Annotated in this window: 16 protein-coding genes; 7 read left to right on the top strand and 9 right to left on the bottom strand. The window is 60.5% G+C overall.

Annotated features, from left to right (window positions below; all coding sequences use genetic code 11):
* Positions 1–14: 14 nt before the first annotated feature.
* The 6 genes from GSQ80_RS05910 (at position 15) to GSQ80_RS05885 (ending at position 9,638) form a co-directional block, all read left to right on the top strand.
* Entirely contained in the window at positions 15–1,712 is a 1,698-nt protein-coding gene (locus GSQ80_RS05910; protein ID WP_158786860.1) for a 30S ribosomal protein S1, read from the top strand.
* Between the two features lie 448 nt (positions 1,713–2,160).
* Entirely contained in the window at positions 2,161–3,864 is a 1,704-nt protein-coding gene (locus GSQ80_RS05905; protein ID WP_158786721.1) for a phospholipase C, read from the top strand.
* Between the two features lie 110 nt (positions 3,865–3,974).
* Entirely contained in the window at positions 3,975–5,615 is a 1,641-nt protein-coding gene (locus tag GSQ80_RS05900; RefSeq protein ID WP_305794641.1) for a multicopper oxidase family protein, read from the top strand.
* Between the two features lie 95 nt (positions 5,616–5,710).
* On the top strand, positions 5,711–6,358 hold the full coding sequence (locus tag GSQ80_RS05895; protein WP_158786720.1) for a 2Fe-2S iron-sulfur cluster-binding protein: 648 nt from the start codon (positions 5,711–5,713) through the stop codon (positions 6,356–6,358).
* A gap of 24 nt (positions 6,359–6,382) precedes the next feature.
* The gene (locus GSQ80_RS05890; protein WP_158786719.1) at positions 6,383–7,366 is read left to right on the top strand and encodes a xanthine dehydrogenase family protein subunit M; all 984 of its coding nucleotides are present in this window, start codon (positions 6,383–6,385) and stop codon (positions 7,364–7,366) included.
* Positions 7,367–7,376: 10 nt separating this feature from the next.
* Positions 7,377–9,638 (top strand): xanthine dehydrogenase family protein molybdopterin-binding subunit, encoded by a 2,262-nt coding sequence (locus GSQ80_RS05885; RefSeq protein WP_158786718.1) that lies wholly within the window; start codon positions 7,377–7,379, stop codon positions 9,636–9,638.
* Positions 9,639–9,641: 3 nt separating this feature from the next.
* On the opposite strand, the gene GSQ80_RS05880 is transcribed toward GSQ80_RS05885, so the two are convergent.
* Positions 9,642–10,898 (bottom strand): SGNH/GDSL hydrolase family protein, encoded by a 1,257-nt coding sequence (locus GSQ80_RS05880; protein ID WP_158786717.1) that lies wholly within the window; start codon positions 10,896–10,898, stop codon positions 9,642–9,644.
* 99 nt (positions 10,899–10,997) lie between these two features.
* On the opposite strand from GSQ80_RS05880, the gene GSQ80_RS05875 reads away from it, so the two are divergent.
* Positions 10,998–12,623, top strand: a complete 1,626-nt coding sequence (locus tag GSQ80_RS05875) for a DUF5597 domain-containing protein (RefSeq protein ID WP_158786716.1) — start codon at positions 10,998–11,000, stop codon at positions 12,621–12,623.
* A 59-nt stretch (positions 12,624–12,682) separates the two neighbouring features.
* On the opposite strand, the gene GSQ80_RS05870 is transcribed toward GSQ80_RS05875, so the two are convergent.
* The 8 genes from GSQ80_RS05870 to GSQ80_RS05835 all read right to left on the bottom strand — a co-directional run bounded on the left by GSQ80_RS05870 (position 12,683) and on the right by GSQ80_RS05835 (position 26,017).
* Positions 12,683–12,931 carry a hypothetical protein gene (locus GSQ80_RS05870; RefSeq protein WP_158786715.1) on the bottom strand — a complete coding sequence of 83 codons (249 nt, stop codon included), beginning with the start codon at positions 12,929–12,931 and terminating at the stop codon, positions 12,683–12,685.
* Between the two features lie 13 nt (positions 12,932–12,944).
* Complete coding sequence (locus tag GSQ80_RS05865; RefSeq protein WP_158786714.1) at positions 12,945–13,280, bottom strand: DUF1360 domain-containing protein; 336 nt, start codon at positions 13,278–13,280, stop codon at positions 12,945–12,947.
* A gap of 156 nt (positions 13,281–13,436) precedes the next feature.
* Positions 13,437–16,922, bottom strand: a complete 3,486-nt coding sequence (locus tag GSQ80_RS05860; protein WP_158786713.1) for a DUF4157 domain-containing protein — start codon at positions 16,920–16,922, stop codon at positions 13,437–13,439.
* A 148-nt stretch (positions 16,923–17,070) separates the two neighbouring features.
* Positions 17,071–18,963 (bottom strand): DUF4157 domain-containing protein, encoded by a 1,893-nt coding sequence (locus GSQ80_RS05855; protein WP_158786712.1) that lies wholly within the window; start codon positions 18,961–18,963, stop codon positions 17,071–17,073.
* A 14-nt stretch (positions 18,964–18,977) separates the two neighbouring features.
* Positions 18,978–21,209 carry an ATP-binding protein gene (locus GSQ80_RS05850; protein ID WP_158786711.1) on the bottom strand — a complete coding sequence of 744 codons (2,232 nt, stop codon included), beginning with the start codon at positions 21,207–21,209 and terminating at the stop codon, positions 18,978–18,980.
* On the bottom strand, positions 21,185–22,798 hold the full coding sequence (locus GSQ80_RS05845) for a hypothetical protein (RefSeq protein WP_158786710.1): 1,614 nt from the start codon (positions 22,796–22,798) through the stop codon (positions 21,185–21,187). Before GSQ80_RS05845 ends, GSQ80_RS05850 begins: the two co-directional genes overlap by 25 nt.
* Before the next feature lie 49 nt (positions 22,799–22,847).
* Positions 22,848–23,045 carry a hypothetical protein gene (locus tag GSQ80_RS05840; RefSeq protein ID WP_158786709.1) on the bottom strand — a complete coding sequence of 66 codons (198 nt, stop codon included), beginning with the start codon at positions 23,043–23,045 and terminating at the stop codon, positions 22,848–22,850.
* Positions 23,046–23,056: 11 nt separating this feature from the next.
* Positions 23,057–26,017: a hypothetical protein gene (locus GSQ80_RS05835; protein ID WP_158786708.1), complete on the bottom strand. Its 2,961-nt coding sequence runs from the start codon at positions 26,015–26,017 to the stop codon at positions 23,057–23,059.
* Between the last annotated feature and the right edge of the window lie 22 nt (positions 26,018–26,039).

Genomic DNA, 26,039 nt, shown 5'->3' with positions numbered 1-26,039 from the left:
AAAAAGCAGACATGATGCCTGACGAAAAGATCGCTACGCCCCTCCACGATGTTGAAAGTCCTGCTGAAGAATCGACCGAATCGTTCTCCGAGATGCTGGCCGAGTTTGAGCATAGCCATACGCATAAGGCGGAGGGCGATGGGAAGCAGCTTGAGGGGACCGTGGTGTCGCTCGATGCTGAGTCGGTGTATTTGGATATTGGGTATAAGACTGAGGGGATTTTGCCGCGCACGGCGTTTGCGAATGATGCCGAGGGCGTGGAGGTGGGTGCGAAGTTTTCCGTGTCGGTGAAGGGGCGAAATGTTGAGCGGTACTACGAGCTGTCGCTGCTGCGGGTGGCGCAGGCTACGGATTGGGGATCGCTGGAAGAGGCTTTCAAGAACAAGACTGCCGTGGTGGGAACGGTTACGGCTGTGGTGAAGGGTGGGTTGTCGGTGGACGTGGGCGTGCGGGCGTTCATGCCGGCTTCGCGGAGTGGCGCGCGTGAGGCGGGAGAGATGGAGAAGCTGGTGGGGCAGCAGATTACCTGCCGGATTACGAAGCTGGATACGGAAGAAGAAGACGTGGTCGTGGATCGGCGGGCGGTGCTGGAGGAAGAGGCATTTGCCGTGCAGGGGGCGCGCGTTGCTGGGCTGAGCGAGGGCGAGGTGGTGACGGGGACGGTGCGGAGCTTTGCGGCTTATGGGGCGTTCGTCGATATTGGGGGCGTGGATGGGCTGCTGCATATCAGCGACATGGCTTGGAGCCGCGTGAAGGCTGCGGAAGATTTGCTGAGCGTGGGTGAAGAAATTCAGGTGAAGATTCTTAGCGTGGATCCGGAGACGAAGCGGATTTCGCTGGGGCTGAAGCAGTTGCAGCCGGAGCCCTGGGACGGGGCTGCGGCGACGTATACGGTGGGCCAGCGGATTACCGGGACGGTGACGCGGCTGATGGACTTTGGGGCGTTCGTGGAGCTTGAGCCGGGGATCGAGGGGCTGATTCACGTGTCGGAGATGTCGTGGGTGAAGAAGGTGCGGAAGCCTAGCGACACGTTGAAGGAAGGCGACTCGGTGGAGGCGGTGGTGCTGGCGGTGAGCCCAGCGGAGAAGCGGATTTCGCTGGGGCTGAAGCAGGCGCTGGGTGATCCGTGGAGCGATGTGTCGAAGAAGTTTGCGGTTGGGTCGCAAGTGGAGGGTCCGGTCACGCGGCTGACGAAGTTTGGGGCGTTTGTGGAGTTGGCCGAGGGGGTGGAGGGGCTGGTGCACGTGAGTGAGATCGTCGCAGACCGACGGATTAATCATCCGCAGGATGTGCTGCGGGTGGGCGAAGTCGTGAAGGCGCAGGTGGTGGCGGTCGATCCGGAGAAGCGGCAGATCAAGCTGAGCATGAAGCAGTTGGTGCCGACGGGACTGGGCGAGTATTTGGAGGAACACAAGGTGGGCGACACGGTTTCGGGGCGCGTGGTGGAACAGGGGGGAGAGTCGGTGGTGGTGGAGTTGGGCGAGGGGATTCGGGCGACGTGCCTGGTGGAGAAGAGCGCCGCGGTGGAGGAGAGCGCAGGTGGTGGCGGGGTGGACCTGTCGCAGCTTGGCTCGATGCTGAGCGCGCGGTGGAAGGGTGGGGCGGATACGGCCAAGAAGAAGGCTGAGCCACTTGCGGTGGGGCAGATTCGCAGCTTCCAGATCGTGAGGCTGGATGCCGAGGCGCAGACGATCGGGCTGAAGCTGGCTTGAACAGAATCCGTAGAAATCAGAGCTTGACCCCAGGGGCTGAAGCCCCTCATCAATTTTGGTCTAATTGGCACGACTAAAGTCGTGCCCCTTCGAATGTTGGCCCATCCGGCACAACTAAAGTCGTGCCCCTTCGAATGTTGGCCCATCCGGCACAACTAAGGTCGTGCCCCTTCGAATGTTGGCCTGTCCGGCACAGCTAAAATCGTGCCCCATCGAATGTTGGCCTATTTGGCACGCCTAAAGTCGTGCCCCTTCGAAACGGGGCGCAGGAAACAGGAAGCTGGAATAAGGCAGACGGGGCGACGCGGAGGGGGCTTGCGGGTTAGCAGGTTGTCCACATGATTGGTGAATGGAATCACTAGATTCACGCGGCATTAAAGCTACATTCACATTCGCGCTGTATCTGTGGAGGTGTTCTTAAAACACCATTTGGATTGAGGCGCGCAGAATGATTCGTCAGGTTTCCGCACTTTCGTTAATTGCACTTATGGTACTCACTGGTTGCACCGGCTATTCGCCTGCACCAGCCACCGTGATTTATCCGCCGGTGGTTACGCCAGTGACCAGTGCACAGGTTATCAAGCATGTGGTGGTGATTTTCAACGAGAACATCTCGTTTGACCATTACTTTGGGACGTATCCCAACGCGGCGAACCTTACGACGAATTCGTCGAAGTTCACGGCAGCGACCGGGACACCAACGAACATCGCGAATTATGTAACCAGCCCGGGCTTGTTGACGGCGAACCCTAACCTGAACATTGTGAATGCTGCGGGTGCGACGAATCCGTTCCGGCTGGACCCGAGCCAAGCGGGCACGAATGACCAGGACCATAATTACGGACCGGAGCAGATGGCGTTCGATAGCGGGAAGATGGACCAGTTTCCGCTGTCGGTGGGTGTGGCGGACAACAGCGCTTCGGCCCCAACACTAGCCCAAGTTACGGGTGCGCCATCAATTGCGAATACCACCGGCCTGACGATGGGCTACTACGACGGCAACACGGTGACGGCGATGTGGAATTATGCGCAGCATTATGCGCTGAACGACCACTCGTTCGGTAGCACGTTTGGTGCATCGACGCAGGGCGCGCTGAATCTTGTGGCGGGGCAGACGAACGGGGTTGCGACGTATACGGCGGGCGCGGCGTCGGGCGTGGTTGCTGACGGGCAGGGTGGATACACGCTGATTGGGGATGAAGATCCGGCGAATGATGTGTGCTCGTCTGCGAGCGCGAATGTGAGCATGGGCGGGAAGAATATCGGCGACCTGCTGAATGCGGCGGGGGTTAGCTGGGGATTCTTTTCGGGAGGCTTCAACCTGGGCGTCATCAACGGTAATGGGACGACCGGCTGCGCGCGCACGACGGCTGCGGTGAACATCCCGGGACACCCGTTGAAGGCCGATTACATTCCGCACCACCAGCCGTTCCAGTATTACCCGAGCACGGCGAATCCGACGCACATCCGGCCGGTATCGACGGCGGCGATTGGCACGGCAGCGGACACGGGCGCGAGCACGGCGAACCATCAGTATGACTCGCAGGATTTCACGGCAGCGTTGGCGGCGGGCAATCTGCCGGCAGTGAGCTTTATCAAGGCTCCGGGATTCCAGGATGCGCATGCGGGTTACTCTGATCCACTGGATGAGCAGACGTTCGTGGTGAACACGATCAATGCGATTGAGCAGTCGAGCTTCTGGTCGAGCACGGCCATCATTATTGCCTATGACGATTCCGATGGCTGGTATGACCACTTGACTGATTTTGTGAATGGCTCGGCTACGGCGGCGGATTCGCTGAACGGAACGGGCGTTTGCATCAGCGCGGGTGCTGCGGCGTCGGCCCTACCGGGACCGAACTCGAATGGTATGCCGGTGCAGGGTCGTTGCGGCCATGGACCGCGGCTGCCGCTGCTGGTTATCTCGCCGTGGGCGAACAAGAACTATATCGACAACACGGTGACGGACCAGGCTTCGGTGATTCGGTTCATTGAGGACACGTTCCTGAGCAGCCAGAGGATTGGGACGGGGTCGTTCGATTCCGCGGCTGGCACGCTCGATAACATGTTTAACTTCACCAACAATGTGGTTCCAAATCCGAATGTTGTGGTCCTGGATCCGACGAGCGGCAAAGTGACGAGCGGCAACTAGGCGGCATTCACGGATTATTCACACAGTCTGTCTAACTTGGAAAGCACGCACTCCTCACACATGGGTGCGTGCTTCTTCTTTTGCACTTGAGTTCACGGAGATCTGATCGCTTGTCTCGCAGCCGTCGTCGTTTTCTTCAGCAGGTGTCGGCCGTGGGTCTGGCTTGGGGTGCGCGGCGCGGGTTGGCGGCGCAGATGATGCAGGGGATGGCCATGCCGGCGGGGCCGGTGGTGCACGCGGACGAACCGCCGCGGATCATGCTGCATTCGCTGGGGCTGACGCCGTTTGTGGATGCGCTGCCGATGCCGGAGCGGGTGACGCCGGTGGGACCGCATCCGCAGCGCGTGGTGATGCGGGAGATCCATGCGAAGGTGCATCGGGATGTTGCGCCGACGCGGATGTGGAGCTATGGGAGTACGCCGGTGGGACCCCTGATTGAGGGGCGGAGCGGGCGCGCGATGCGCGTGGAGTGGGTCAATTCCCTGCCGCTGAAACATTTTCTTCCGGTGGATTATTCGCTGCATGGGTGTGGGCGCGATCTGCCGGAGGTGAGAGCGGTGGCGCATCTGCATGGGGCGCGGGTGCCGACGAAGGATGATGGCTATCCGGATGACTGGTTTACTCCGGGGCACAGCAGGACGTGCCACTATCCGCTGGAGCAGGAGTCGGCGACGCTTTGGTATCACGATCATGCGATGGGGCTGAATCGGCTGAATATCTATGCCGGGTTGCAGGGGATGATGTTGCTGCGGGATGAGCGCGAGGACTCGCTGGGACTGCCGAGTGGACGGCATGAGATTCCGCTGGTGCTGTATGACCGCAACTTCAGCGTGGATGGACAGCTTTACTATCCGACGTCGGGAGACCCTGAGCATCCGTGGGTTCCGGAGTTTGATGGCGATGCGATTTTGATCAATGGGAAGATTCGGCCTTATGTTGAGGTCGAGCCGCGGCTGTATCGGTTTCGAGTGCTGAATGGGGCGAATAGCCGATTTTTTGCGCTGTCGATGGAGAAGGGGCAGGCGTTTTGGCAGGTTGGGTCGGACCAGGGATTGCTTTCGGCTCCGGTGAAGCTGGGGTATTTGAATTTGGCGCCGGCGGAACGGGCGGATTTGCTGATTGATTTCTCGGAGGCGGCGGGGCAGCAGGTTCACTTGAAGAATGGTGGGCTGGAGATTCTGCAGTTCCGTGTGGGTTCTGCGCGGACGGCGAGGGCTAAGGATGGCGGTGGAGAAGCTAGTTCCCTGCTGCCGGAGAAGTTTCCTGCGACGTTCAAGCCGGTGGTGAGGACCGATGTGGCTGCGGCTACGGTTACACGGACGATTACGCTGGATGAGGCGCTGAATGGGCGCGGCGATTCGATGCTGATGGTGTTGAATCGCAAGCGTTGGATGGAGCCGGTGACGGAGTTGCCGCGACTGAATTCTACGGAGGTTTGGGAGTTCGTCAATCTGACCGAGGACACGCATCCGATTCATTTACATTTGGTGAGGTTTCAGGTGTTGGATCGGCGAACGTTTGATGTGTTTGCGTATCGAAATGCGAAGGGGTTGCGGTACCTGGCGGCGGCGGTGAAGCCGGAGTTGAATGAGATGGGGTGGAAGGATACCGTGCAGTGCCCGCCGGGAATGATTACGCGGATTATTACGAAGTTTGAGGGGTATACGGGGAAGTATCTGTATCACTGCCATATTCTTGAGCATGAGTCGAATGACATGATGCGGCCGTTTGAGGTGGTGGGCGAAGGGTGACACCGGGCAGTTGGCAGAATCAGCGGTAGGGTGACCTTCGGATCGCTGATCGCTTAGAATGCATCCAAGCGATCAGGCGCTCGAGGGAGATGCATATGGCGGTGAAGGATGAAGAGAAGGAAGAGTTGGCTCCGCGGGTGGGGAATGTAACGCGGCGCTCGTTTCTTTCGCAGGTGGGTGCTGCGGGAGTTGCGGTGACGACTGCTCCGCTGGTGGCTCGAGCAGCGCAGACGATGGAGCCGGTTGCGAAGCCGGCTGGTCCAGGGGAGAAGGTAGAGAATGCGATTGCCATCACATTGAATGTGAATGGGAAGACGCATGCGATCGAGGTGGATTCTCGTACGACGCTGTTGGATGGGTTGCGTGAGACGATTTCGCTGACGGGGACGAAGAAGGGTTGCGATCACGGGCAATGCGGGGCGTGCACGGTGCATGTGAACGGGCGGCGAATCAACTCGTGCCTGACGCTGGCGGTGATGCATGAGGGCGATGCGATTACGACGATTGAGGGGCTCGGTGGGCCGGAGAATCTTCATCCGATGCAGGCTGCGTTTGTGGAGCATGACGGCTATCAGTGCGGGTATTGCACGTCGGGGCAGATCATGTCCGCGGTGGCGTTGCTGAAAGAACCGTGCGGGCCGAAGGATGCCGATGTGAAGGAATTGATGAGCGGGAATATTTGCCGCTGCGGCGCGTATCCCAATATCGTTGCGGCGATTCAGCAGGTTCGGCAGCGCGCTTAACTGCGCAGATAAAGAGGGAGATGCATGGAAGCCTTTACTTATTCCCGTGCTAACGACGCTGCGCAGGCGACGAATGCTGTCGCGCAGAGGGATGCGAAATTCGTTGCGGGCGGAACGACGCTGCTCGATCTGATGAAGCTCGATGTTGAGCGGCCGACGCGGTTGGTGGATATCAATCACATTGGGCTGGACACGATTGAGCGACTGCCCGATGGGAGACTGCGGGTGGGAGCGCTGGTGCGAAATTCGGATATGGCGCATCATGCGGTGGTGCAGGCGGAGTACTCGGTGCTGTCGCAGGCGCTGCTGGCTGGGGCTTCGGCGCAGTTGCGAAATATGGCGACTACTGGCGGGAATTTGTTGCAGCGGACTCGGTGTATGTATTTTCGGAATACGGCGATGGCTTGTAATAAGCGCGTGCCGGGTTCGGGGTGCTCGGCGATTGAGGGGGATAATCGGTCGCTGGCGATTCTGGGAACGAGCAAGGATTGTATTGCTACGAATCCATCGGACATGAATGTGGCGCTGACTGCGCTGGAGGCGGTGGTTACGATTCAGGGGGCGAAGGGATCGCGCGACGTGGCGATCGGGGACTTCTTTTTGTTGCCGGGGACGACGCCGCATTTGGAGACGGTGGTGGCGCCGGGCGAGTTGATTACGCATGTGACACTGCCGGCGGCGCGGAAGGGGTCGAAGCAGGTTTATTTGAAACTGCGGGATCGGGCGTCGTATGAGTTTGCGCTTTCGTCGGCTGCGGTTGTTGCGGAGATTTCGGGAGGAAAGATCTCTTACATACGAGTGGCGATGGGTGGGGTGGGAACGAAGCCTTGGAGGTCGCATGAGGCCGAGGCGGCGCTGCTGCATCAACCTGCGGAGATGGCTGTATTTCATCGGGCAGGGGCGGCGGCGGTGCGGGATGCGCGACCGCAGACGGAGAATGGATTCAAAGTGGAACTGACGAAGCGCTGCATTGCGCATGCACTGACACTCGCGACACAAAGCGCGTAAGGAGATTTTGATGGCAACGCAATCTACTGTTCCGCCCCGCACCAATGGTTCGCTGCCGCGCGTCGATGGGCCGCTGAAGGTTAGCGGCGCGGCGATGTATTCGTCTGACTACAACCTGGCGGGCATGCTGTATGCGGTTCCGGTGTGCGCGACGATTGCGAGCGGGAAGATCACGAAGCTGGATGTGAGCCGGGCTGCGGCGATGCCGGGCGTGAAGGCGGTGTATCACAACGGCAATATTGGGAAGATCTTTCGCGCGGGTCCGCCGTCGGGGTTCAATGGGATTCTGGATGAGAAGCGGCCGCCGTTTGAAGACAACGTCGTTCGGTACTACGGGCAGTATGTGGCGGTGGCGGTCGCGTTGACGTTTGAGCAAGCGACGGCGGCTGCGAATGCAGTGGTGGCGACGTATGAGGCGGCGCCGATCAATGTGTCGACGAAGTTTACCGAGGCCGAGGCGGTTGAGAAGCCGAACGAAGATTCGAAGCGTGGGGATCCGGATGCGGCGTTCAAGACGGCGCCCGTCAAGATTGATGAGACTTACGGGACGCCTACAGAGACGCACAATCCGATTGAATTGCATGCTTCGGTGGCGGACTTCGATGGGCAGAATTTTACGCTGTATGAGACGACGCAGGCGGTGTGCAACTCGCAGGATGTGCTGGCGCAGATGCTGGGCGTACCGATACAGAATGTGCGGGTGATCTCGCGATTTTTGGGGTCGGGATTTGGGGGCAAGTTATGGCCCTGGCCGCACGCTATGATCGCGGCGCAGGCTTCGCGCAATTTGGGGAGGCCGGTAAAGCTGGTGGTGAGTCGCGACATGATGTTCCAGAACGTGGGGCATCGGCCACGGACGCAGCAGCGGGTGCGGCTGGGAGCTACGCCGGATGGCAAGCTGGTGGCGCTGATGCACGACTCGTTGAATCATACGTCGATGCTGGATGATTATTCGGAGGGGTGCAGCGAGGCGACGGGGTATAGCTACAGTGTGCCGAATCTTCGGGCTACGTCGGCGATTGTGCGGAGGAATGTGGGGACACCTACGTCGATGCGCGGGCCGGGTGCGGTGCCGGGATTGTTTGCTACGGAATCCGCGATGGACGAACTGGCGATTGCGCTGAAGATGGATCCGATCCAGCTGCGGCTGCTGAACGAGCCGGCAATCGATGAGGATAAGAAGCTTCCCTTCTCTTCGCGACACTTTGTGGAGTGTCTGCATGTGGGGGCGGAGAAGTTTGGGTGGTCGAGGTATACGCCGGCAGTGGGGTCGATGAAAGGCACGGGCGAGCAGAGTGGATTGACGCTGGGGTGGGGCGTTGCGGGGTGCTCGTGGATTGCGGAGAGTTGCGAGTCGCATGCAATGGTGGAGCTGCTGTCGAATGGGACGGCTCGGGTGTCGTGCGCTACGCAGGATATTGGGACGGGCATGTACACGGTGCTGTCGAACGTGGTGGCCGAGCGGATGGGGCTGCCGAACGATCGCATCGAGGTGGTGCTTGGAGATACGAATTTGCCGCTGGGGCCGATCTCGGGCGGGTCGTGGGCGACGGCCAGCGTGATTCCTGCGGTGCTTGACGCGGCAAACAATGCGATTGGGAAGTTGTTTGCGATTGCTACGGCGGGGCCGAATGCTGCGTTCGTTGATAAGGAGCCGAAGGATCTGGAGTTCGGTGATGGAAAAGTGCGGCTGAAAGACGGAGATACGAAGACGGCGATTCCGTTCGGCGACATCTTGACGAAGGCTAGCGTGCGGAGCGCGACGGGCAACGGGAAGGGCGCTGGGAGTTTTGGGGCGCCGGGTCGTAAGCACTCACAACATTCGTTTGGTGCACAATTTGTGGAGGTGACGTGGGAGCCGGAGACGGCGCGGCTGCGGGTCGCGCGGGTGGTGACGGTGATCGATGGGGGGCGGATTCTGAATCCGAAGCCGGCGCGGAATCAGATTGAGGGCGCGGTGGTGATGGGGGTCGGGATGGCGTTGTTTGAGGCGACTCGTTATGATGCGCGGTTCGGTGTGCCGATCAACAATAATTTGGCGGACTATATTCTGACGACCAATGCTGACGCGCCGAACATTGATGTCACGTTCCTGGATCATCCCGACCTGGTGATTAATGCACTGGGGGCGCGGGGTGTTGGGGAGATTGGGCTGGCGGGGGTTGCGGCGGCGATTGCGAACGCGGTTCATCATGCAACTGGTGTGCGGGTTCGCGAGCTGCCGATACGGATTGAAGATCTGCTGGGAATGCCTGCGCAGAGGCTCGCGTAAGGCTTAGTGGGTGAAGAGGGTCAGGGGGATGGATTCTCCCATGGCCTTGTAGCCGGCTGGGGATGGATGAAGGTGGTCGCCGCAATCGTAGGCGGGCAGGAGGCGGTCGGAGTGTTGAGGATCGCGGACTAGTTGATCGAAGTCGATGACGGCGTCGAAGTGACCGGGGGTGCGAATCCAGGAGTTGATGGCTTGGCGATCGGCTTCGCTCAAGGGGCCGGGGTGGTAGTAGTCGGAGCCGACGTAGGGCGTGATTGTGGCCCCGTAGACGCGTAGCTGGTGGGCGTGGGCGCGCGTGATGATTTGCTGATAGGCGGCGAGGATTCGCTGGACGAGTGCGGCGTGTTTGTCGGGGGACACTTCCGCGTCGCGGGTGAGGCCGCCGAGATCGTTGACGCCTTCGAGGAGGATGACCCAACGAACGCCGGCGGGTGCGAGGACGTCGCGATCGAAGCGGGCGAGTGCGTTGGGGCCGAGGCCGTCGGTGAGGAGATGATTGCCGCCGATGCCTTGGTTGGAGACGCCGATGGTTTGGGTGCCAGGCGATTGTTGCAGGTGCGCGGCGAGCACGTCGGGCCAGCGGTTGTTGCCGTTGGTGGTGGCTGCGTGGCCGTCGGTGATGGAGTCGCCGAGAGCGACGATGGTGGCGGCTCCGGGTGTGGTCTGTACGTCAACTTCCGAGAGCTGAAACCAGTGGTCGATCTTGCCGGGATTGGTTAAGGTGGGGGCCGAGACTGTGTCGCCGTGGACGTACCAGGAGGTGGCGCGCGAGCCGGGATGACTGGTTTCGCGTGCGGGTGGGGCGTCGAGATGGAAGGAGATGGCGACGTCTGAGAGCGCGGGGACGGTGAGAGTGATCGGGTCGGAGACGAACTCTGCGCCGACGGGGATGATGACGTCGGGGGCGCCGGCGAAGGTGAGGGCGTGATCGGTTTGCGGGTCGATGGTGGCTGCGTCGGATGCGACGGGTTTTGCGATGTGGGCTGAGGTGATGTGCAGCGGTTCGGTACCGAAGGCGTTGGAGAGGTGCACGCGTAACGCGGAGCCGCCGGCTGAGAGGTGCACTATCTGGCGCAGGGTTGCGTCAGTGAGATCGGCGGGGGGCATGGTGTTCTGCGATTCGGGTACCTGTTGCGAAGAGCCCCAGCTTGCTATCCAGGTGGACTGGGCAGGTGTAGTTTGAGAGATCGCGCAGGGTGCGAGCGAGGTGAGGACTACCAAGAGACCGATGGATGCGCTAGCGCAAAGACTAAGTTTCATAGAAGAGGATTTCATATCGCTCAGCAACTATAGCGCTTTAATTGGACGTTCCGCTATGTGGTACTGCTAGGATGTTCGTGCGCGATTTCGGAGATTAAGTTGGTTTCTAAAATGAAGATCCTCGTTGCTACTTTGTGCCTCGGCTGCGGACTGATGGCCCATGGGGCTTCGTTGCCGGTGGTGCGGCAGATGGGGGATGCGGCGCAGTTGCTCGTGGATGGGAAACCGTATCTGATTCTTGGGGGCGAGTTGGGAAACTCTTCCGCGGGGACGGCGGCGCAGGCTGATGAGATTCTGCCGAAGCTCGCACAGATGCATTTGAACACCGTGCTGATGCCGGTGGCGTGGGAGCAGATCGAGCCAGTCGAAGGGACATTCGACTTTCAGATTCTTGATCATTGGATCGACGTGGCGCGGCAACAGCATCTTCATTTGGTGCTGCTTTGGTTTGGGAGCTGGAAGAATAGCGTGTCGAGTTACGCGCCTGCGTGGGTGAAGGAAGACACCGCGCGATTCCCTCGAGCGGTGGCGGCTGATGGAACGCCTCTGGAGATTCTTTCCACGCTGGGCGAGCAGACACAGAAGGCGGACGCGCGGGCCTTCTCTTCCCTGATGAAGCATGTGCGGGCTGTGGACGAAGAGCAGCAGACCGTGTTGATGGTGCAGGTGGAGAATGAGGTCGGCTACCTGGGAAATGGACGCGACCGATCGAAGGCTGCGAACGAGTTGTTCCATCGACCGGTGCCGGCGGAGCTGATGCATGCGCTTGAGGCGAAGCGAGAGGAATTTTCTCCTGAACTTCGCGCGCACTTCAATCCTCAGGGCACGACTTGGCAGGAGGTGTTTGGGGACGCGGCTGATGAGGTCTTTATGGCGTGGAACTATGCGCGATATATTCAGACGGTTGCTGCAGAGGGCAAGCGCGCCTATGCGTTGCCGATGTATGCGAATTGCCAATTGCCGGCGCCGGGCGAGCGGGCGGGCGAGTATCCGAGTGGCGGGCCGCATCCTGCGTACCTGGAGGTGTATCGAGTGACCGCGCCTGCATTGGACTTCTTTTCACCGGATATTTACTGGCCGGATTTTGAGTATTGGATCGATCGTTACCGGCTAAAGGGCAACGCGGTGTTTGTTCCAGAGGCGCGCATCGACAGCGCTCCTGCCAATGCGTTCTATGCGTATGGGGAGGCGAAGGCGCTTGGGTTTTCTCCGTTTGGAGTGGATTCAGTCGAGAGTAAGGGTGAGCCGGATGCGGGGCTGAGCGGCGCGTATGAGGTGCTCGGGAGCCTCGGGGACATGATTCTTTCGGCGCAGGGTTCGGGCAAGATTCGCGGCATGGTGCTGAGGGAAAACAGCTCCCGGCCGACGAAGACGGTTGCGCTGGGTGGTTATTTGTTTGACGCGACGCTGGCTCGTTCGTGGCCTGACAAGAAACTTCTGAGCAGCGATGGCGCGATGATGGTGATCGAAGCTGAGGCGAATGAGTTTTTCATCGCGGGGAGTGGGCTTTACGTTTCCTTTCTGCGGGATGCTGATGTTGATGACAAGGTTGGAGGCATCGCGAGCATTGAGGAGGTCCGCCGCGACCACGGCGAATGGGTGACAGTGCGGCGACTGAACGGGGACCAATCGAACCAAGGGCGCGAGCTCCTGATGGATGCGCGAGGTTTTCATGTGTATCGCATGAGGCTGTATGCGATTAGTCGCACAGGGAATCAGGAATGAGCCGCGCCTGATTTTCGAGCGCGGATCGGTGGGGCCGTGAGGCTAAGCAGCAGCGGCAATCACACGTTGCGAGTGAAACGGACCGGGCGCAGGTCGGGCACATGAATCATCATGCCCTGGTCGCGCACATCCACAACCACTTGTGCTCCCGGCGAGTCGAACTGGTAACGAATGCCGGTGATGGGGCTGAGCACGGTCATCTTCGTCTTGCCCACGTACTCAAACTGCACTTGCGTGGGCGCGGACCGCTGAGAGACTGAAAGCGAGGCGGCTCGTGCCGGTGCTGGAATTCCACGATTGGCGATCACGTTGCTTCGGGATTTAGCTCCGCAACACATTTGGATCCTCCGGTTCTTCGAAGACGATGGGCGCGGCAGGCTCACCGCGGGAAGCGATTCTTTCAAGCAAGATGGCTCCGGCAGAGAGCGCGGGCCATAGCAGAAGACGATGCCGCCAGCCGTCGGCGAGTAGCCACGCAAGAGGGGCCGCGATCCAGAGGCTGAGGCAATAGAAACAACTCACGAGCTCTCCGAAGAAACCCGTGCCTGCGGATCGGCGCAACCTTCCGAACACATCCCACGGCCCGCTTTCGGTGGAGAGCAGATGCGTTACGCGCCAGGTTACGAGTACGCCGAGTAGCAGCCAATAGAAGAACATCGTCAATCCTTATACACCGGATGCAGCTGGAACGAACAGTGGTGGCAATACGATCATCGAGAAAGGTTCAGGCGGGCGTGGCGAACGAGATGTTGGGTTACGCGCAGGCTGCTAGGCCGTCGCTTGAAGCAGTGTCCGATCTCTTGATCCTGGGGCTTATACACCGGATTTACCGGCCGCATCGATAATGCTTTGGGCGAGGTTTCTTAGTTCGTCTTTGGTGAGGTCCGCTTTGAGTACATTGACGTTGATGCCCTGCCCTTGTATGCCCTTGATGAGGTCCTTGGGATCGACATCCCCGGGGACGAGGCCGACAACCTGCGAGCTGACAGGTCCGGCGGTGACCTGCAGCGGCTCATTGCTGTCGGTGCGGAAGAGGGTCGTTGCGTCTTCATCCGCGTTCGGAGCCAGGCGCTCGAGGGTGCGCCGCGCCTGCCCGGCTTCTGACTGAATGAGCTTGCCCGAGGCTTTGCGGAACTCAGCAGGGTACGCCTTCCTAATATCTGCAGCAGACATTCCATCCAGTTTGGCGAGGTTGGCCTTCGACAGCCCTCCCGCTCCCTTGAGATCTGCGCGGACATTTTCGGCAGCAACCTGCCCGAGTTCGGACCATCCGGCTTTGCTCAAACGCCCAGCCTCGGTGGCGAGTTTCTGGGCGGCGTCTTCGCCTGCCTTCGATTCGAAGATCTTGACGATGCGGAACTTGCCTCCTTCGCGATAACCGAGGATGCCGTCTGTGATGAGGCGGTTCTTTGAGTCTCTGAGGAGATAGCCAGGGATGAATTCGATTTCGGAGCCGGCTTTGCCCGCGGCCGCGACGGCCTTTGTGCCTGCCGCCGCCTCTCTTGCTTCGCGCGTTGCCTGACGGCTGTTCAGGAGTTCCTCGAGGAGCTGACCGGTCGCGTGATCGAGGTTCTTACGGCTGCTGAGGATGCGCTCAAAGGCTTCCGGGGTGAAATCGGCGACCGCAGGACTCACCGTCCGCAAGCCAGTGAGTTTATCGAGCTCGGCGATTCGCGCCGGAGTGGCGACTCCGCGCAGTTTGCTTTCGAGAACCCGGGCGCGGCGTTTCGCCTCGCGACCAAGCTCCTTATTCCCTGGATTATCGGCAGCCTCTTTGGCGAGTTTCTCTACATCTTCAAGCTCGGGCAAAAGAGTCTCTTCCTGGGCGAGGGCCGCTGCATAGCGGGAGCGGAACTGCGTGCACGGGGACGAGCAGGTCCACAGTTCGCCCGTTTTGGTGATATGCGTGCCCTCCTCGGCGAGCTCCTCTGAGTCGCCTAGCAAGCGCTCTGGAGTCATCAGCTCATCCCCGGAGCGGGCCGCCGCTTTGAGAGCATCGACTTCCTTCTCCGTAGCGCCAAAGGCCGCCTCCCCGGAGCCCAACGCCCGCTGGCGTTCGAGGTTGGCGATAACTTTCTCGGTAAGCTCTGCAGGCGCTTCGGCCTCTTTGCCGGCGTCGCGGATCGCCTGGGCGGCCTTGGTGAATTCCTCCTCCGTTTTCGCAGCTTCCGCAGTCCTGACGGCTGGAGTGAGGGCTTCGACCAAGGCGCGAGCTTCGCCGACTCTGGCCGCAGTCTTGACGACATCCAAGACGGCACCGGCGCCGCCTGCGACATCCAGGACAGCGCCGACGATATCCAGCGCCAGCCAAAAGAGAGACGGATCGTCGGAGATGGCGCGGGCCTTGTCGAAGTCTGTACCGGCCATGGCGCTCTGCAGCTCATACTGCTGCAGGTGTTCGACGGCGATGCCTGTGCTGATGGCAGCCGTGACGACGAGGCTGAGGCCTCCGGTGACAGGGGCAAGCAGGGCGAAGGCAAGGCCGATCACGCCGAGCGCAATATCGCGCCAGGACGAACTGAGGTCGTCGATTTTGTGATCGATCAGTTTCTCTTCGTAGGTATCCGTCTCGATGCCTCTTGCCGCTTTGGTGAGACTCAGAATGCGGGGCAGCTTCCAGATGCTGCCGTCCGGCGTGCCTAGCCCATCGCGCGTCTCCTGGATATTGTCGAGCTTCTCCTTCGCTTCCTTGAAGATGAGTTCGGCAGCCTGTGGGGACGGGCCGTTGGCCAGTTGGGCCAGCCCGTCGGTGCCCTGCGAGAGATCTCCAAAACTGGCCAAAGTGGGAAACTCGGCTTTTAGTTTTTCGAAGAGGATCTTGTATCCGCGCATCGATTCTTCTGTGTCGGCGTGCGCCTTCGCGTAGCCATCGTCGGGGTAATCGTAACAATCACCTTTAAAACAACGGCTATGCATGTGACTGGCTTCCACGCTCTGAAGCTTGGAAATATCTTCTCTTCTCGTGAGCAAAATGTTGGCTGCAGCGGAGAGACCCTTCACATCGGGTCCCTCGGTATTCATGGAGTAGGTGGGGCTCTCATCGTGTTCCTCCTCCGCGTCAGCGCCTTCGCCAGCGCCCGAGGTGCTGGGGATTTCTGTAATGCCGTAGCGAAGCAGCTCAGTTTTTATCCGGTTCTCGCTGTCCTTCAGGGTGGCCTCGAGCACCGCCTTCGCGTCGGATTCGAATTTATCGAGAAAGGTTTCGTTCTCGCCGTTCACGCGGGTCACGACAGTCTGCAGCACATCACGAACCTTGGTGGGCCCCTCGAGGGCTTCGAGGCCTTCGACCCCGGCTTCGGGCCGGTTCACGCTGATGTATGTGTTGAGGTGGTCGAGCAGGCGCTGGCCGCCGTCGAAGCCGTCCTGATAGATGCGTCCCTTCACCTCCCGCTCCAAATCTTTCTCGTTGTCGGTGAGCACGGTGCCATCCGGCAAGGTGACCATGGCATAGGTGCCAGACGAGGGCGTGCCTGCGTCCGCTGGCGGCGCACCTGCGTCCGCATCGGTGGGGGTCTGCTCCTTGGTCTGAGCCGGTGGCGCCTGTTCGTTGGTCGGTGCTGGAGGCGGGTCGGCCACGCCCGCATCGGCCTGGCGCAGGACCTGTGCGCGGCCGAAGGTCGGGAGGCCGGCAAGAAAGGGTGATTCAGCGCCGCTCGGCTGTTGAACGACATGCGTGAGTTCGTGGGCGAGAAGGAGGCCACCCTCCTCGGTACGCGGCGAGTACTTCCCTGCCGCGAAGAAAATCTCGCTGCCGGCTGTGAAGGCGTGCGCTTGAATCGAACGCGCCGAAGCCGCGGCGGATGCGTCGGTATGAATGCGGACATCGCTGAAATCGCGTCCGAAGTGTGGCTCGAAGAAGCTGCGCGTTGCTGCGTCGAGTGGATGGCCTGCTGAGCGCTTCATTATGTCGAACAGGTGGTGGGAAGAGCTGGCCGGTCCCGGTGCGGTTGCTTTGCGCGAGATGCCTGCGGCTTTTTGCCGGCACTCGTCGCACATCGTTTCTTCGTCGGTGCCGCAGGAGCACGGCGTGGCCGCGACGCTGGCGCCGGCATGCGAGCGCATGATGCGATTTGCGGTTGCGTCGGCCTCTCGCTCTTCTGGATCGTCGGGTTGGCTGATGGCCAGCTTGGCCTGGATGATGCCCGAGCGCAGCAGTTGCTGCATCACTTGGTTACCGACCTGCTGCTGCAATTGCAGAGCCGGGTGCAGCGCTGATTCCGCGGTGGTGGCTGGCCCGCGGTTCGGCGTGGCCTTGGTCGGCAGGCCCGTCTGCTTCGTGTTGGCAACCGCGTGTTCCATGCTTTGTGCTCTCGTCCCACGCACCTGTCGCCGGCGCCATCAAAATCGATCATTGCTCGCTCCAGGCCTCGGACTTGACTTAGTACGATTGCCGGAGCTTAGATTCCGACAAGATCGAAGGTGTCTCCGATCTCGTAACGAAACCTCGTCAACACTTAAATGGAACAGAGGTAACATTCGGCTCGATGTAGCCCTGAACGAGATCGGCAACCGCCTTATTGTTGAAGACCCACAGCAGAGAGTAGCCGCACCGCTCGGCGATCGCGAGCTGCAATGAGGACTGTTCGATGAACCTGGCGATTGTTTCCCTTCGCATTAGCTCGGTGGAGGGAGAGTTGCTCAACAGAAAGCCATACTCGGTCTTCACTTCGTAGAGCAACTTGCCGAACCCGAGCCCGTCGAAATCAGCGTACAAACCCTCAGGAGTTTCGACTCCCCACTCGCGGGGAGAGCCCGAAACGAGGGTAGCGAACATATCGTGACAGGAATTGCCGCCGCGCTGGCCAGTGGCTTCAGCCCGGCACTGGGATTCCTGGTCTTCGGTGTCCGGATCAGGATTGCGCGGTCCCGACGAGCTGTCGCTAGACAGCGTAGTGGCAGCCGTAACTCCAGCGACCGCTGCTACCGTCTTCGCCGCTGCGCTCGTTGTGGCAGCGGTGGTTGTCGTCGCAGCGGTGGTGGTCGTCGCAGCAGTGGTGGTCACGGTTTCGGTTGTGGCCACCGCGGTTTCACCGAGTACGGTCGTCACGGCAGCCTCCTCGCCACCAACGACAGCCGTATCGACCACCATCTCCACGGCAACCGTGGCACCGGCTTCGAGTGCTGTGCCTGCGGCCACATCCGCAGTACCCGTTGAGATGATGATCGCCAGAATAGGAAGCGCTTCAGGAAAAGCAATAAAGAACACTACTGCGCCAATTACCGCAGCACCTGCCAGAACGCCCGTCAAAATCTCGCCGTTGGTAAGTCCCGGCGATTCACGCGCAGAGGCTGCTTGGGGAAGAGGCCAAGGGAGCCCGAGATAGGTTGCTACCTCATGCTGCTGTTGCTCCTCGATACCGCCGAACGCCGGGATGCTGGCCGGCAATTGTGCGGCGGCAGGTGTGCCTTTAGCCGCCACTGCGTCAATCGCCACTTGGACGCGTGGAAAGTTGCCGGGATTATTTCCTTTCAGCAGGTCAAAATAGCCGCGAGCCTTGAGTTGCTCGATCTGCTGCAACATATCGACCATCCAAAGACCGTTGAGGATCGAATATGCCTCAACGAAGTTGCCAACGCCGTTTTCCTGTGGTTCCTGCATCGCAGAGATGACGCGGTCAATTGCAGCGGGCTGTGGCGGCGCGGCTGCCTGCGCCGTCCCACCGTCGAGGTCCCGGTGCACGACTTCTCCCGCTGAGCCGTGCTGTAAGACATGTGCCAATTCGTGAGCCAGCAGGCGACGGGTGGCTTCACTTTCAGGGGCATAACGACCGGCGGCAAAATAAACATCCGAGTCGAGGGCAAATGCGTTGGCATGGATTTCTGCCGCCGATTGTTCTGCATGAGAGTCAGTGTGAACACGGACGTCGCTGAAATCGCGGCCGAAGCGTGGCTCGAAGAAGGCGCGAGTTGCAGAGTCGAGAGGATGGCCGGCGGAACGCTTCATTCCGTCGAGTACATGATGCGAGGCGTGAGACGGGCCCGCTTCGGCGGCCTTGCGCGAGATGCTCGGGGCCTTTTGCCGGCACTCGTCGCACATCGTTTCTTCGTCGGTGCCACAGGAACACGGCGTTGCCGTCAGGTCCACGCCGGCATGCGAGCGCATGATGCGATCGGCGGTTGCGTCGGCCTCCCGCTCCTCGGGATCGTCGGGTTGGCTGATGGTCAGCTTGGCCTGGATCATGCCCGAGTGCAGCAGTTGCTGCATGGCCTGATTACCCGCCTGCTGCTGCAGTTGCAGGGCAGGATGCAGCGAGGGCGCCGCATTCGCTGCGGATCGGGGTCGCGACGCGGCCTTGAGTTCCCCGTTCGTTTGCTTCGGCTTGTCAATATCATGTTCCATAGACAGACGCTGAATTACACCCGCGAACGGATCAAGTCGTAATAATCCCGGAACTCCGAGCGCGACGGGAGCTTGCCGCTCTTTTGCAGTTCCATCGCTGTGCAGATAATGCAGTGCTCCATGAGGATCGGGGTTCCTGCCTCGGCCGCGAGAAATGCCGCGGCCAGTGCGATGTTGCGAATGCTTCCCCCGGCCAGCTCGAACTGGCGCGCCAGGAAACCGAAGTTGATATCGCCGGCGATGGGCGCGGCCGGCGGCAGAATACTGCGCCAGATCTTCTCGCGATGCTCAGCGTCCGGAAAGGGGAATTCAACGACGTGATGCATGCGGCGGCTGAAGGCCTCGTCCATATTGCGCCGCAAGTTCGTCGCCAGAATCACGATTCCTTCGTACTCCTCCATCTTCTGGAGCAGATAGGCAATCTCTACGTTGGCGTAACGGTCGTGCGCGTCCTTCACTTCAGAACGCTTTCCGAACAAGGCGTCGGCCTCGTCGAAGAAGAGCATGGCGTTGGAGCTCTTTGCTTCGCGAAAGATGAGACTGAGCTGCTTTTCGGTTTCGCCAATGTACTTGCTGACCACGATGGAGAGGTCGACACGATAAAGATCGCGGCCCAACTCTCGCGCCAGGATGCCGGCGGCCATGGTCTTGCCAGTACCGCTGGCGCCCGCAAACAGGACGTTGAGTCCTTTGCCGGCGGTTAACTGCTGTTCGAATCCCCACTCGAAATAAACCTTGTGGCGATACCGTTCGGCGGTACAGATGTCGCGCAACTGGCGGAGGATGTGCGGTGGAACAATCAGGGCTTCCCACGGCGCGGCGCGGTCGGTCTTCTGCGCAAACCGGCACAGGCCGTGGCTGGACTGCGCGCGCGCCGTCGCCTCAAAATCCCGCGTCGTCAATCCGGCGATCGGCCTAGCCCGGACGATCGCGCTGCGCACGGCATCGGCACAGGCGCGATGAATGGCGCCTCCCGTGAGCGCAAAACGGTTTGCCAACAATTCAAGATCGATGGTTCTGCCGACCGGAACTGCGGTTGCATTGAGAGCGTCCTCCCAAAGCTGTACGCGATCGAGGAAACACGGAACTGGAAACTCAAAAACATACCAGCCGCATTGCTTCGATCCTAGACTCGGCCAGGGTGCGTTGCCAGCCACAAAGATGCGGACGCCGGGCGCGGGTTCGACCCGTTCCAGCGCGACGCCGGCCGCGTCGGGTCCAGAGTGATCCTGCACGAGGGCATCTGCGTTCTCGAACAGCAAATCGGCGTCGCAAAGCATCGCTTCGCGTTGCAGCAAGGAGACGATCGTCGCCGGCAGAATCGTACTCGGGGCGAGCTGGCGCGAATCTACGCTAAGCAACGAGCGGTGGGCCGCGGTCGAAAGCGCTTCGACGGCGGAGCGCTTCCCTGCGCCCTCCGGCCCGGAAAGAAAAAGAACTACACCTTCCGTCAGACTAGCCGCCCGTTGCAGTTGCGCCACCAGACCCTCAGGCAAGTGCAGCGATGTGAACGGCCGTGACGGCAAAGAGCAGGAGGTGAATCCAGCGAGACGCTTGTCGATGCCACGTTCATCGAGGATAAAACCGGCAATGCGCTCGTCGATCGAGAGAGAGCGTGCAAGAAATGAGCTGTCGCGCTCCTGCTGATCTTCGCTGGTGCGCAATAGCTGATTGCGGAAGAGCGGGCTTTCGCGCCGCAACGATTCTCGCGCGCTGAACCGTTCTTCGCTCGAGTCGCAGAATAGTTTCAGTACCAGGTCGACGGACGGCCGCTTGCGCGTGACGTCGTTGCGCGCCCACGAGTATAAGACTTCGAAGCGGAGGTCCAACTCGACGGCCAACGCCGCGACGAGCACATGGCATTCGAATGGTGTGAGATCAAACAACTGGGCCAACCGCAACAGCGGCGGCAAACGATCGGTTTCTGCGCATGCTGCGATCTGCGCGTCGATCCTGGCGCGCTGCATCGCAGCCCGCTCCGTCATTTCCGCCAGCGCCGCTCCCTGCGGGACGCCTGTCTCGGAATGCCACTGGCTGAGGATTGCGTCCACCTGCTCGTCGGCCAGATAGAGCCCGCGAAACGGGTCCGACGATAGCAGGTTGGCGGCCTTGAGGCGAAGAATCTCACGATGCAGCACCAGCCGCAGCCACTCGAGCTCAGCCTGCATATGTTCGCGGGCTTCTGTGAACGGCCGAGGTCCATTCTCGTCGGAGAGGGCCGTTAGGTCGGCGGCGCTTGCAGACATATCTCGACTCCCTTCCGCCACGGCATTTCGAGGCTTTGGTACATGCCTGCGATGCGCAGCACGATCGAAAGAGGGCATGGAGCAAGACGTACTTCGATGCGATCTTCGCTCACGCGCAACTGGCTGGTGCCTGCGAGAAAGTTCTGGAAGATGTACTCGGGGCTGCTGCGAGCGAAGCCGGGCAAGCGCCGGCAGAAATCCCGCAGCAAACTCGTCGCCAGGCGCGACCATGAGCGCTCACATTCGGCATCGAGCTTCAATTCAGGAATAATCTCGCCAATGGCGAAGTAGTCGAGGTGTTGATCTGCCAAATCGTCCCGAAGACGCTCCCCAGTGCGATCCATCAGCGCATCCGAGACGATGCGCAGTGCGGCATCCACGTCTGCCGCGGCCAGGGCTTCAGCCATTTCGGCGAGCGTTACAGCCGACGGGATGCCGGAAAACTCCGCGACCGCGCGATCGTGAATGGCGAGCGCGGTGCGGCTTTGGCCAAGACAGCGCACGGCCAGCAGGTGGCGTAATACCGCTGCGGCTTTCGTGGGTTCGTCGCATCGCTGTGCCGCGGCAAGCGTGGCCAGGTCGATCTCGAGGTCACGAAAAGCCGAGATGAGCAGGAAGATGCCTCCAAGTTCGCTCAGGATGGTTTCATCCGCTACTCCGGGCGCGGCGCCGTGCGGAGCTATCACCTCCACTGCGAAGGCTGCCCACTTCGGATCTCCGCCCGAGACTTGTCGAATGAATTCGCTGAGCGTCGCATCGACCAGGGGGTTTCCCTCCTCGTGTGACTGCGTAATCGCTGCCTCTAAAATCTGCTGCGCCATGTCTGGAGCAGCGGCGCCGAGAACGCGACGAAGCTCTAGTAGGCCCTCGACTGCTTCGCGCAGTCCCTCGGTTTCTTGGGTGTCTTGGATCGGCCACTCCGCCAGAGCCGCAACTGCAAAACGAAGAGCCGCGCGCGGTGGGCTGGCTTGAACGTTCGACGGAAAGCCGCGCAATAACGCCAAGAGACGAGAGGCCCAACGAGCGACATTCTTCCATCGGCCGCGCGAGGTTGGAAATACCGCGGCCCACACTCGCTGCGCGTCTGTGTTGGAGACAACATCGAGCACCGGCTCCAGAGCTTGCATGGAATGCAGACGAAGCAGAACAGGAACGGCCTCTTCGCCTTCCCGAATGATTCCTTCGGCAATCGCTGTGCTCTGCGCAAGGCTGCGCAGCGAATCGAATTCGCGGTAGTACCACTTGCCCCAGGCTTGCCCGGCGGCCATATCACGCGCCCACTGTGCGATGTAGGCGGGACGGTCTGCGAAACGAAGCACAGAAACCCCGGGACCGCGCTCTATCGCGCGGCCGATCTCGAGCGCGATCTGCTCGCCCCAGGCGGCCGCACCGCGCGAGGCGGTTGCCGTGCCAGCGTCGATGGCGAGATCGATTTCGATTGAAGAGATCAGCCAGATCGAGGGATCTCGATTGTCTACGAACGCAGCGAGGGCGCGCCGGCATGAATCCATGACCTCGGATTCCGCCAGACAATCGAGCCGCGAGCGCAGATCTTCGGGCGCGGGATGATCCCGAGCAACGCAATACACATTGCGCAGCCGCTCAATCGTGATGGCCGATTCGTGCGTCATGGGCCGGTCAGGCAACGCGGGCGAATGGGCCTTCGGCCACGGAGGATTGTTGGCTGCTCTCTTCCAGCAATTCCTCGAGGACGCGAATGGCACCGCTAATGCGCAGCATGGTGTCGCGCACTTCCTGGCGCTCGCGATCGATCAGACGAAGTTTGTGTTCGCCTTTTTCAAGTTCTGCGCGGAGCTGTGCGAGTCGTTCGTTCATTGCGGTTCTCCTTATTGGTGCGAGATGAGAATAGGAATCTTGCCCTTGCCTTTTGCCAGAGAGGCTAACGCCTTGCCGATGATGCAGCCGGTGGCGGAGCCCATTTTCGGGTCGAAGCGCTGGGCGTGACCCGCGGTACTACTCGTGGTCAGCAAATCGCCCGCTGCGATGGGCGCGATGTCGGCATCCACTTTGCAGTACGCGTAGGCGCCCAGCGTGACCATCAGGCCCACAGTGCCTTTGCCGAGAGAGTTCTGATCGAGATCGAGAATCTCGTCGGCGGAAAGAACCGGCTCGTCCACGACTCCGCACACGCGTGTATCGCCAGCCTTGGTTGCCAGCGTGACCTCCACCAGAGGAATGCGATTCTCGACGCCATAAAACAGCGGCGATGGTTTCGCATGCAGCACCACCACATCTCCCTGCTGGAATTGCTTTTTTGTACGGCTCAGGAAGCGGTCGACGACATACCCGGATTTGGATCCTGTGACCTTGAGCTTGCCGTTAACCGTAACCGTCGCCGGTGAGCCTGCCGCGATCGAAAAAACAATGTGGCTGGGATAAAGCGAGCCATCGGAGAGGCTTTGAGTGGTGGCCCCGGCAGTCGGCACCTGGGCCACATACAAATCCCCGTCGGTGTTGCCGTAGATCACGCATCCGCCGCCATTGACGCCATCGTTTATGGTGTGCCAGTTGTTATCGGATCCGCGGTACATGTTGAAGCCAACGGCCGAGGAGGCATAGGACGTAGCGGATCCGCCGCCACCCGTGAAGATGAAGGGACCGAATGTGCCGATGTGCAAGGGCGCCTGCGGATTTGTGTTTCCGATTCCTACGTTGCCGGAGCTGCTGATGGTCATTTGCTGATTCGAGTTGGTGAAGAGGCCCATGGTTTGGCTGGTGGGCGCCGAGATGAAAACTCCGTACGGCGAGGTCGCCTGCTGGACGGTGCTGAACCCGAAGACTGAGTTGGTGGCTATGTTGCCTCGAACGTCCAGGGCCGATCCCGGCGATGTGGTGCCGATGCCCACCTCGCCCGAACTGCTGATGGTCAGTTGCTGGTTGAAGTTGGTAAAGAGCCCCATGGTCTGGCTGCTTGGCGCCGATATGAAGACTCCATACGGTGAGGTCGACTGCTGGACATTGCTGAATCCGAAGACTGAGTTTGAGGCAACGTTGCCGCGCACATCGAGGGACGATCCAGGCGATTGGGTGCCAATGCCCACATTGCCGCTGTGGTCTATGCTCATGCGGACGTCGAATGCGGTATAGAAATCGAGGCCGTTTTGATTGACTCCAGAAGTGCGTTGGGAGTTAATCCCTTCACCGCTCGCATTGCCAAAGGAAAGCCCCTTGTTCAGGTTGGCATTGTCGACTACGAGCGCGCCGTTGATCGTCAAATCGCCTGATGAATCGAGGAGCATGTTTAGGCTGCCGCCTATTCCGGGAGAGTCCTGCGAGGGGCTGTACTGCCCGTTCAGGTACCAGGCGAAATCCGAGCCGGAGCGGAAGTAGAGAGTTTCGGCCTGCGCGCCGATGCCGTAATTGGTTCCCAAGAGGTTCAGGGCCTGTGCCGTTTGCGTCGCGAACGTCAACGAGCCTTGGGGAATCTGCGCGTTGCCATCGCAGCCCACGATGAATGCATTCGTATCCGCGGTCGGCAGGCCGGTTCCGTAGCCGACGGTCAGCTGCTGCATTTTTGTCTGCGGGCTAGAACCGTCGCCGATATGAATATGCAGGTCGGCGCCGCCCGAGCTTGCGTCCAGGCGTTGCAGGTTAAGCGCTGTGCCGGCGTCGGTGCCACCGGCATCTTTGAAGCGCAGGGCAAAAAGATTTCCGCCGTTCAGCCAGACATCCTGCTGCGCGGTCAACTGCTCGTCAACTGTGAGCGTGCCCTGCACTTCCACGGCAACTCCCAGAGGCTGGGGAGTTGCCGTTCCGGTGTCGGTGCCGGCGCCGCTGACCGAGGTCGCCGTGATTGCGAAGGTGCTTGTGCCCGGCGAAGGCGAGCTGAGGACCGCATAGCCGCGGCCATTCAGCCCCGCTAGCCCTGAGGAGAAGCCGGTGAAGATCACGATCTGCCCAGCCGTGTAGGCGGTCGCAAGCGCGGGGGAAACGGTGAGCGTGACGACACCTCCCGATGCGTTGTAGCCGGCGATGGTTGCGGGGCTGGTTGGAGCGCCGCCGGCGATCGCCGAGGAAAGCGTGTTGCGATCTTGAATGGTAAGGATGCCGGCAGGCGCATAAATTGCCGAGGCCACGCTTCCTGCGTACCGTCGATTCTGGTTTGCCGTGCCGTCCGCGCTCTGCACAAAAACCTGGTTGGTTCCATCCCACAATATCTGGCCTAAGGGTATGAGCCAGTTCGCGGTGGTGTTGTCGTCGGGCAGTTCCTGGAAAGGAACCGAGTCGTCCAACGCGATCACCACCGCGCCTTCGGTCGAGGGCAACGGAGGGAGCGTCGCGGGTTGCGTCCATGTGGAAGCCGACGGCGGGGCGACCACATTGCCGCCCACGTATACAGGATCGCTGGTGGGCGGAAACGGCTGGACGACGATCTGAAAACTTTCCTGCACGCGACTATAAGCATTGGTCTGGCTGGCCGATGCGCAGGTGTCCGAGTCGGGATTAATCAGCTGCTGCGAGTAGCCAATCCAGAGGGTAAGCGTCTGCTTTGCGGGAAAATCGGCAAACATTTCCGAGGTAAGTTGATAGGGGCTGAAGACGACGATTTCTCGGCCAAACCCGTCGACGGCCACTCCCGGCTGGATGAAGACGTCGACTTCGTTGTTGGTGCCGCCGTTGAGAAATTGTGCGACGTCGAGACCGGTCACGATTCCCCAGGTATGCGGACCGATGTTGTGGCGGCGCCGCATGTCGCGGTGATACTCCTGCTCGGCTTCGAAATCGACCGCGCCAAGATACTCGCCCTCGTAATAGTTCAGCCGTTCGACATCTGTGACGTCCGCCATGGTTGCGCTTCCTCCCGCGGTC

Source organism: Granulicella sp. L46 (genome assembly GCF_009765785.1).
In the GTDB taxonomy this organism is placed as follows: Bacteria; Acidobacteriota; Terriglobia; order Terriglobales; family Acidobacteriaceae; genus Granulicella.
Note: the sequence above shows the minus strand (reverse complement) of the source record. Positions and strands in the feature narration are given on the sequence as shown.

Coding starts and splice junctions, on each gene's coding strand:
- GSQ80_RS05865 (WP_158786714.1), bottom strand. CDS start 13,280: ATGTTCTTCTATTGGCTGCTACTCGGCGTACTCGTAACCTGGCGCGTA.
- GSQ80_RS05905 (WP_158786721.1), top strand. CDS start 2,161: ATGATTCGTCAGGTTTCCGCACTTTCGTTAATTGCACTTATGGTACTC.
- GSQ80_RS05850 (WP_158786711.1), bottom strand. CDS start 21,209: ATGTCTGCAAGCGCCGCCGACCTAACGGCCCTCTCCGACGAGAATGGA.
- GSQ80_RS05895 (WP_158786720.1), top strand. CDS start 5,711: ATGGCGGTGAAGGATGAAGAGAAGGAAGAGTTGGCTCCGCGGGTGGGG.
- GSQ80_RS05890 (WP_158786719.1), top strand. CDS start 6,383: ATGGAAGCCTTTACTTATTCCCGTGCTAACGACGCTGCGCAGGCGACG.
- GSQ80_RS05885 (WP_158786718.1), top strand. CDS start 7,377: ATGGCAACGCAATCTACTGTTCCGCCCCGCACCAATGGTTCGCTGCCG.
- GSQ80_RS05840 (WP_158786709.1), bottom strand. CDS start 23,045: ATGAACGAACGACTCGCACAGCTCCGCGCAGAACTTGAAAAAGGCGAA.
- GSQ80_RS05860 (WP_158786713.1), bottom strand. CDS start 16,922: ATGGAACACGCGGTTGCCAACACGAAGCAGACGGGCCTGCCGACCAAG.
- GSQ80_RS05855 (WP_158786712.1), bottom strand. CDS start 18,963: ATGGAACATGATATTGACAAGCCGAAGCAAACGAACGGGGAACTCAAG.
- GSQ80_RS05910 (WP_158786860.1), top strand. CDS start 15: ATGCCTGACGAAAAGATCGCTACGCCCCTCCACGATGTTGAAAGTCCT.
- GSQ80_RS05835 (WP_158786708.1), bottom strand. CDS start 26,017: ATGGCGGACGTCACAGATGTCGAACGGCTGAACTATTACGAGGGCGAG.
- GSQ80_RS05880 (WP_158786717.1), bottom strand. CDS start 10,898: ATGAAACTTAGTCTTTGCGCTAGCGCATCCATCGGTCTCTTGGTAGTC.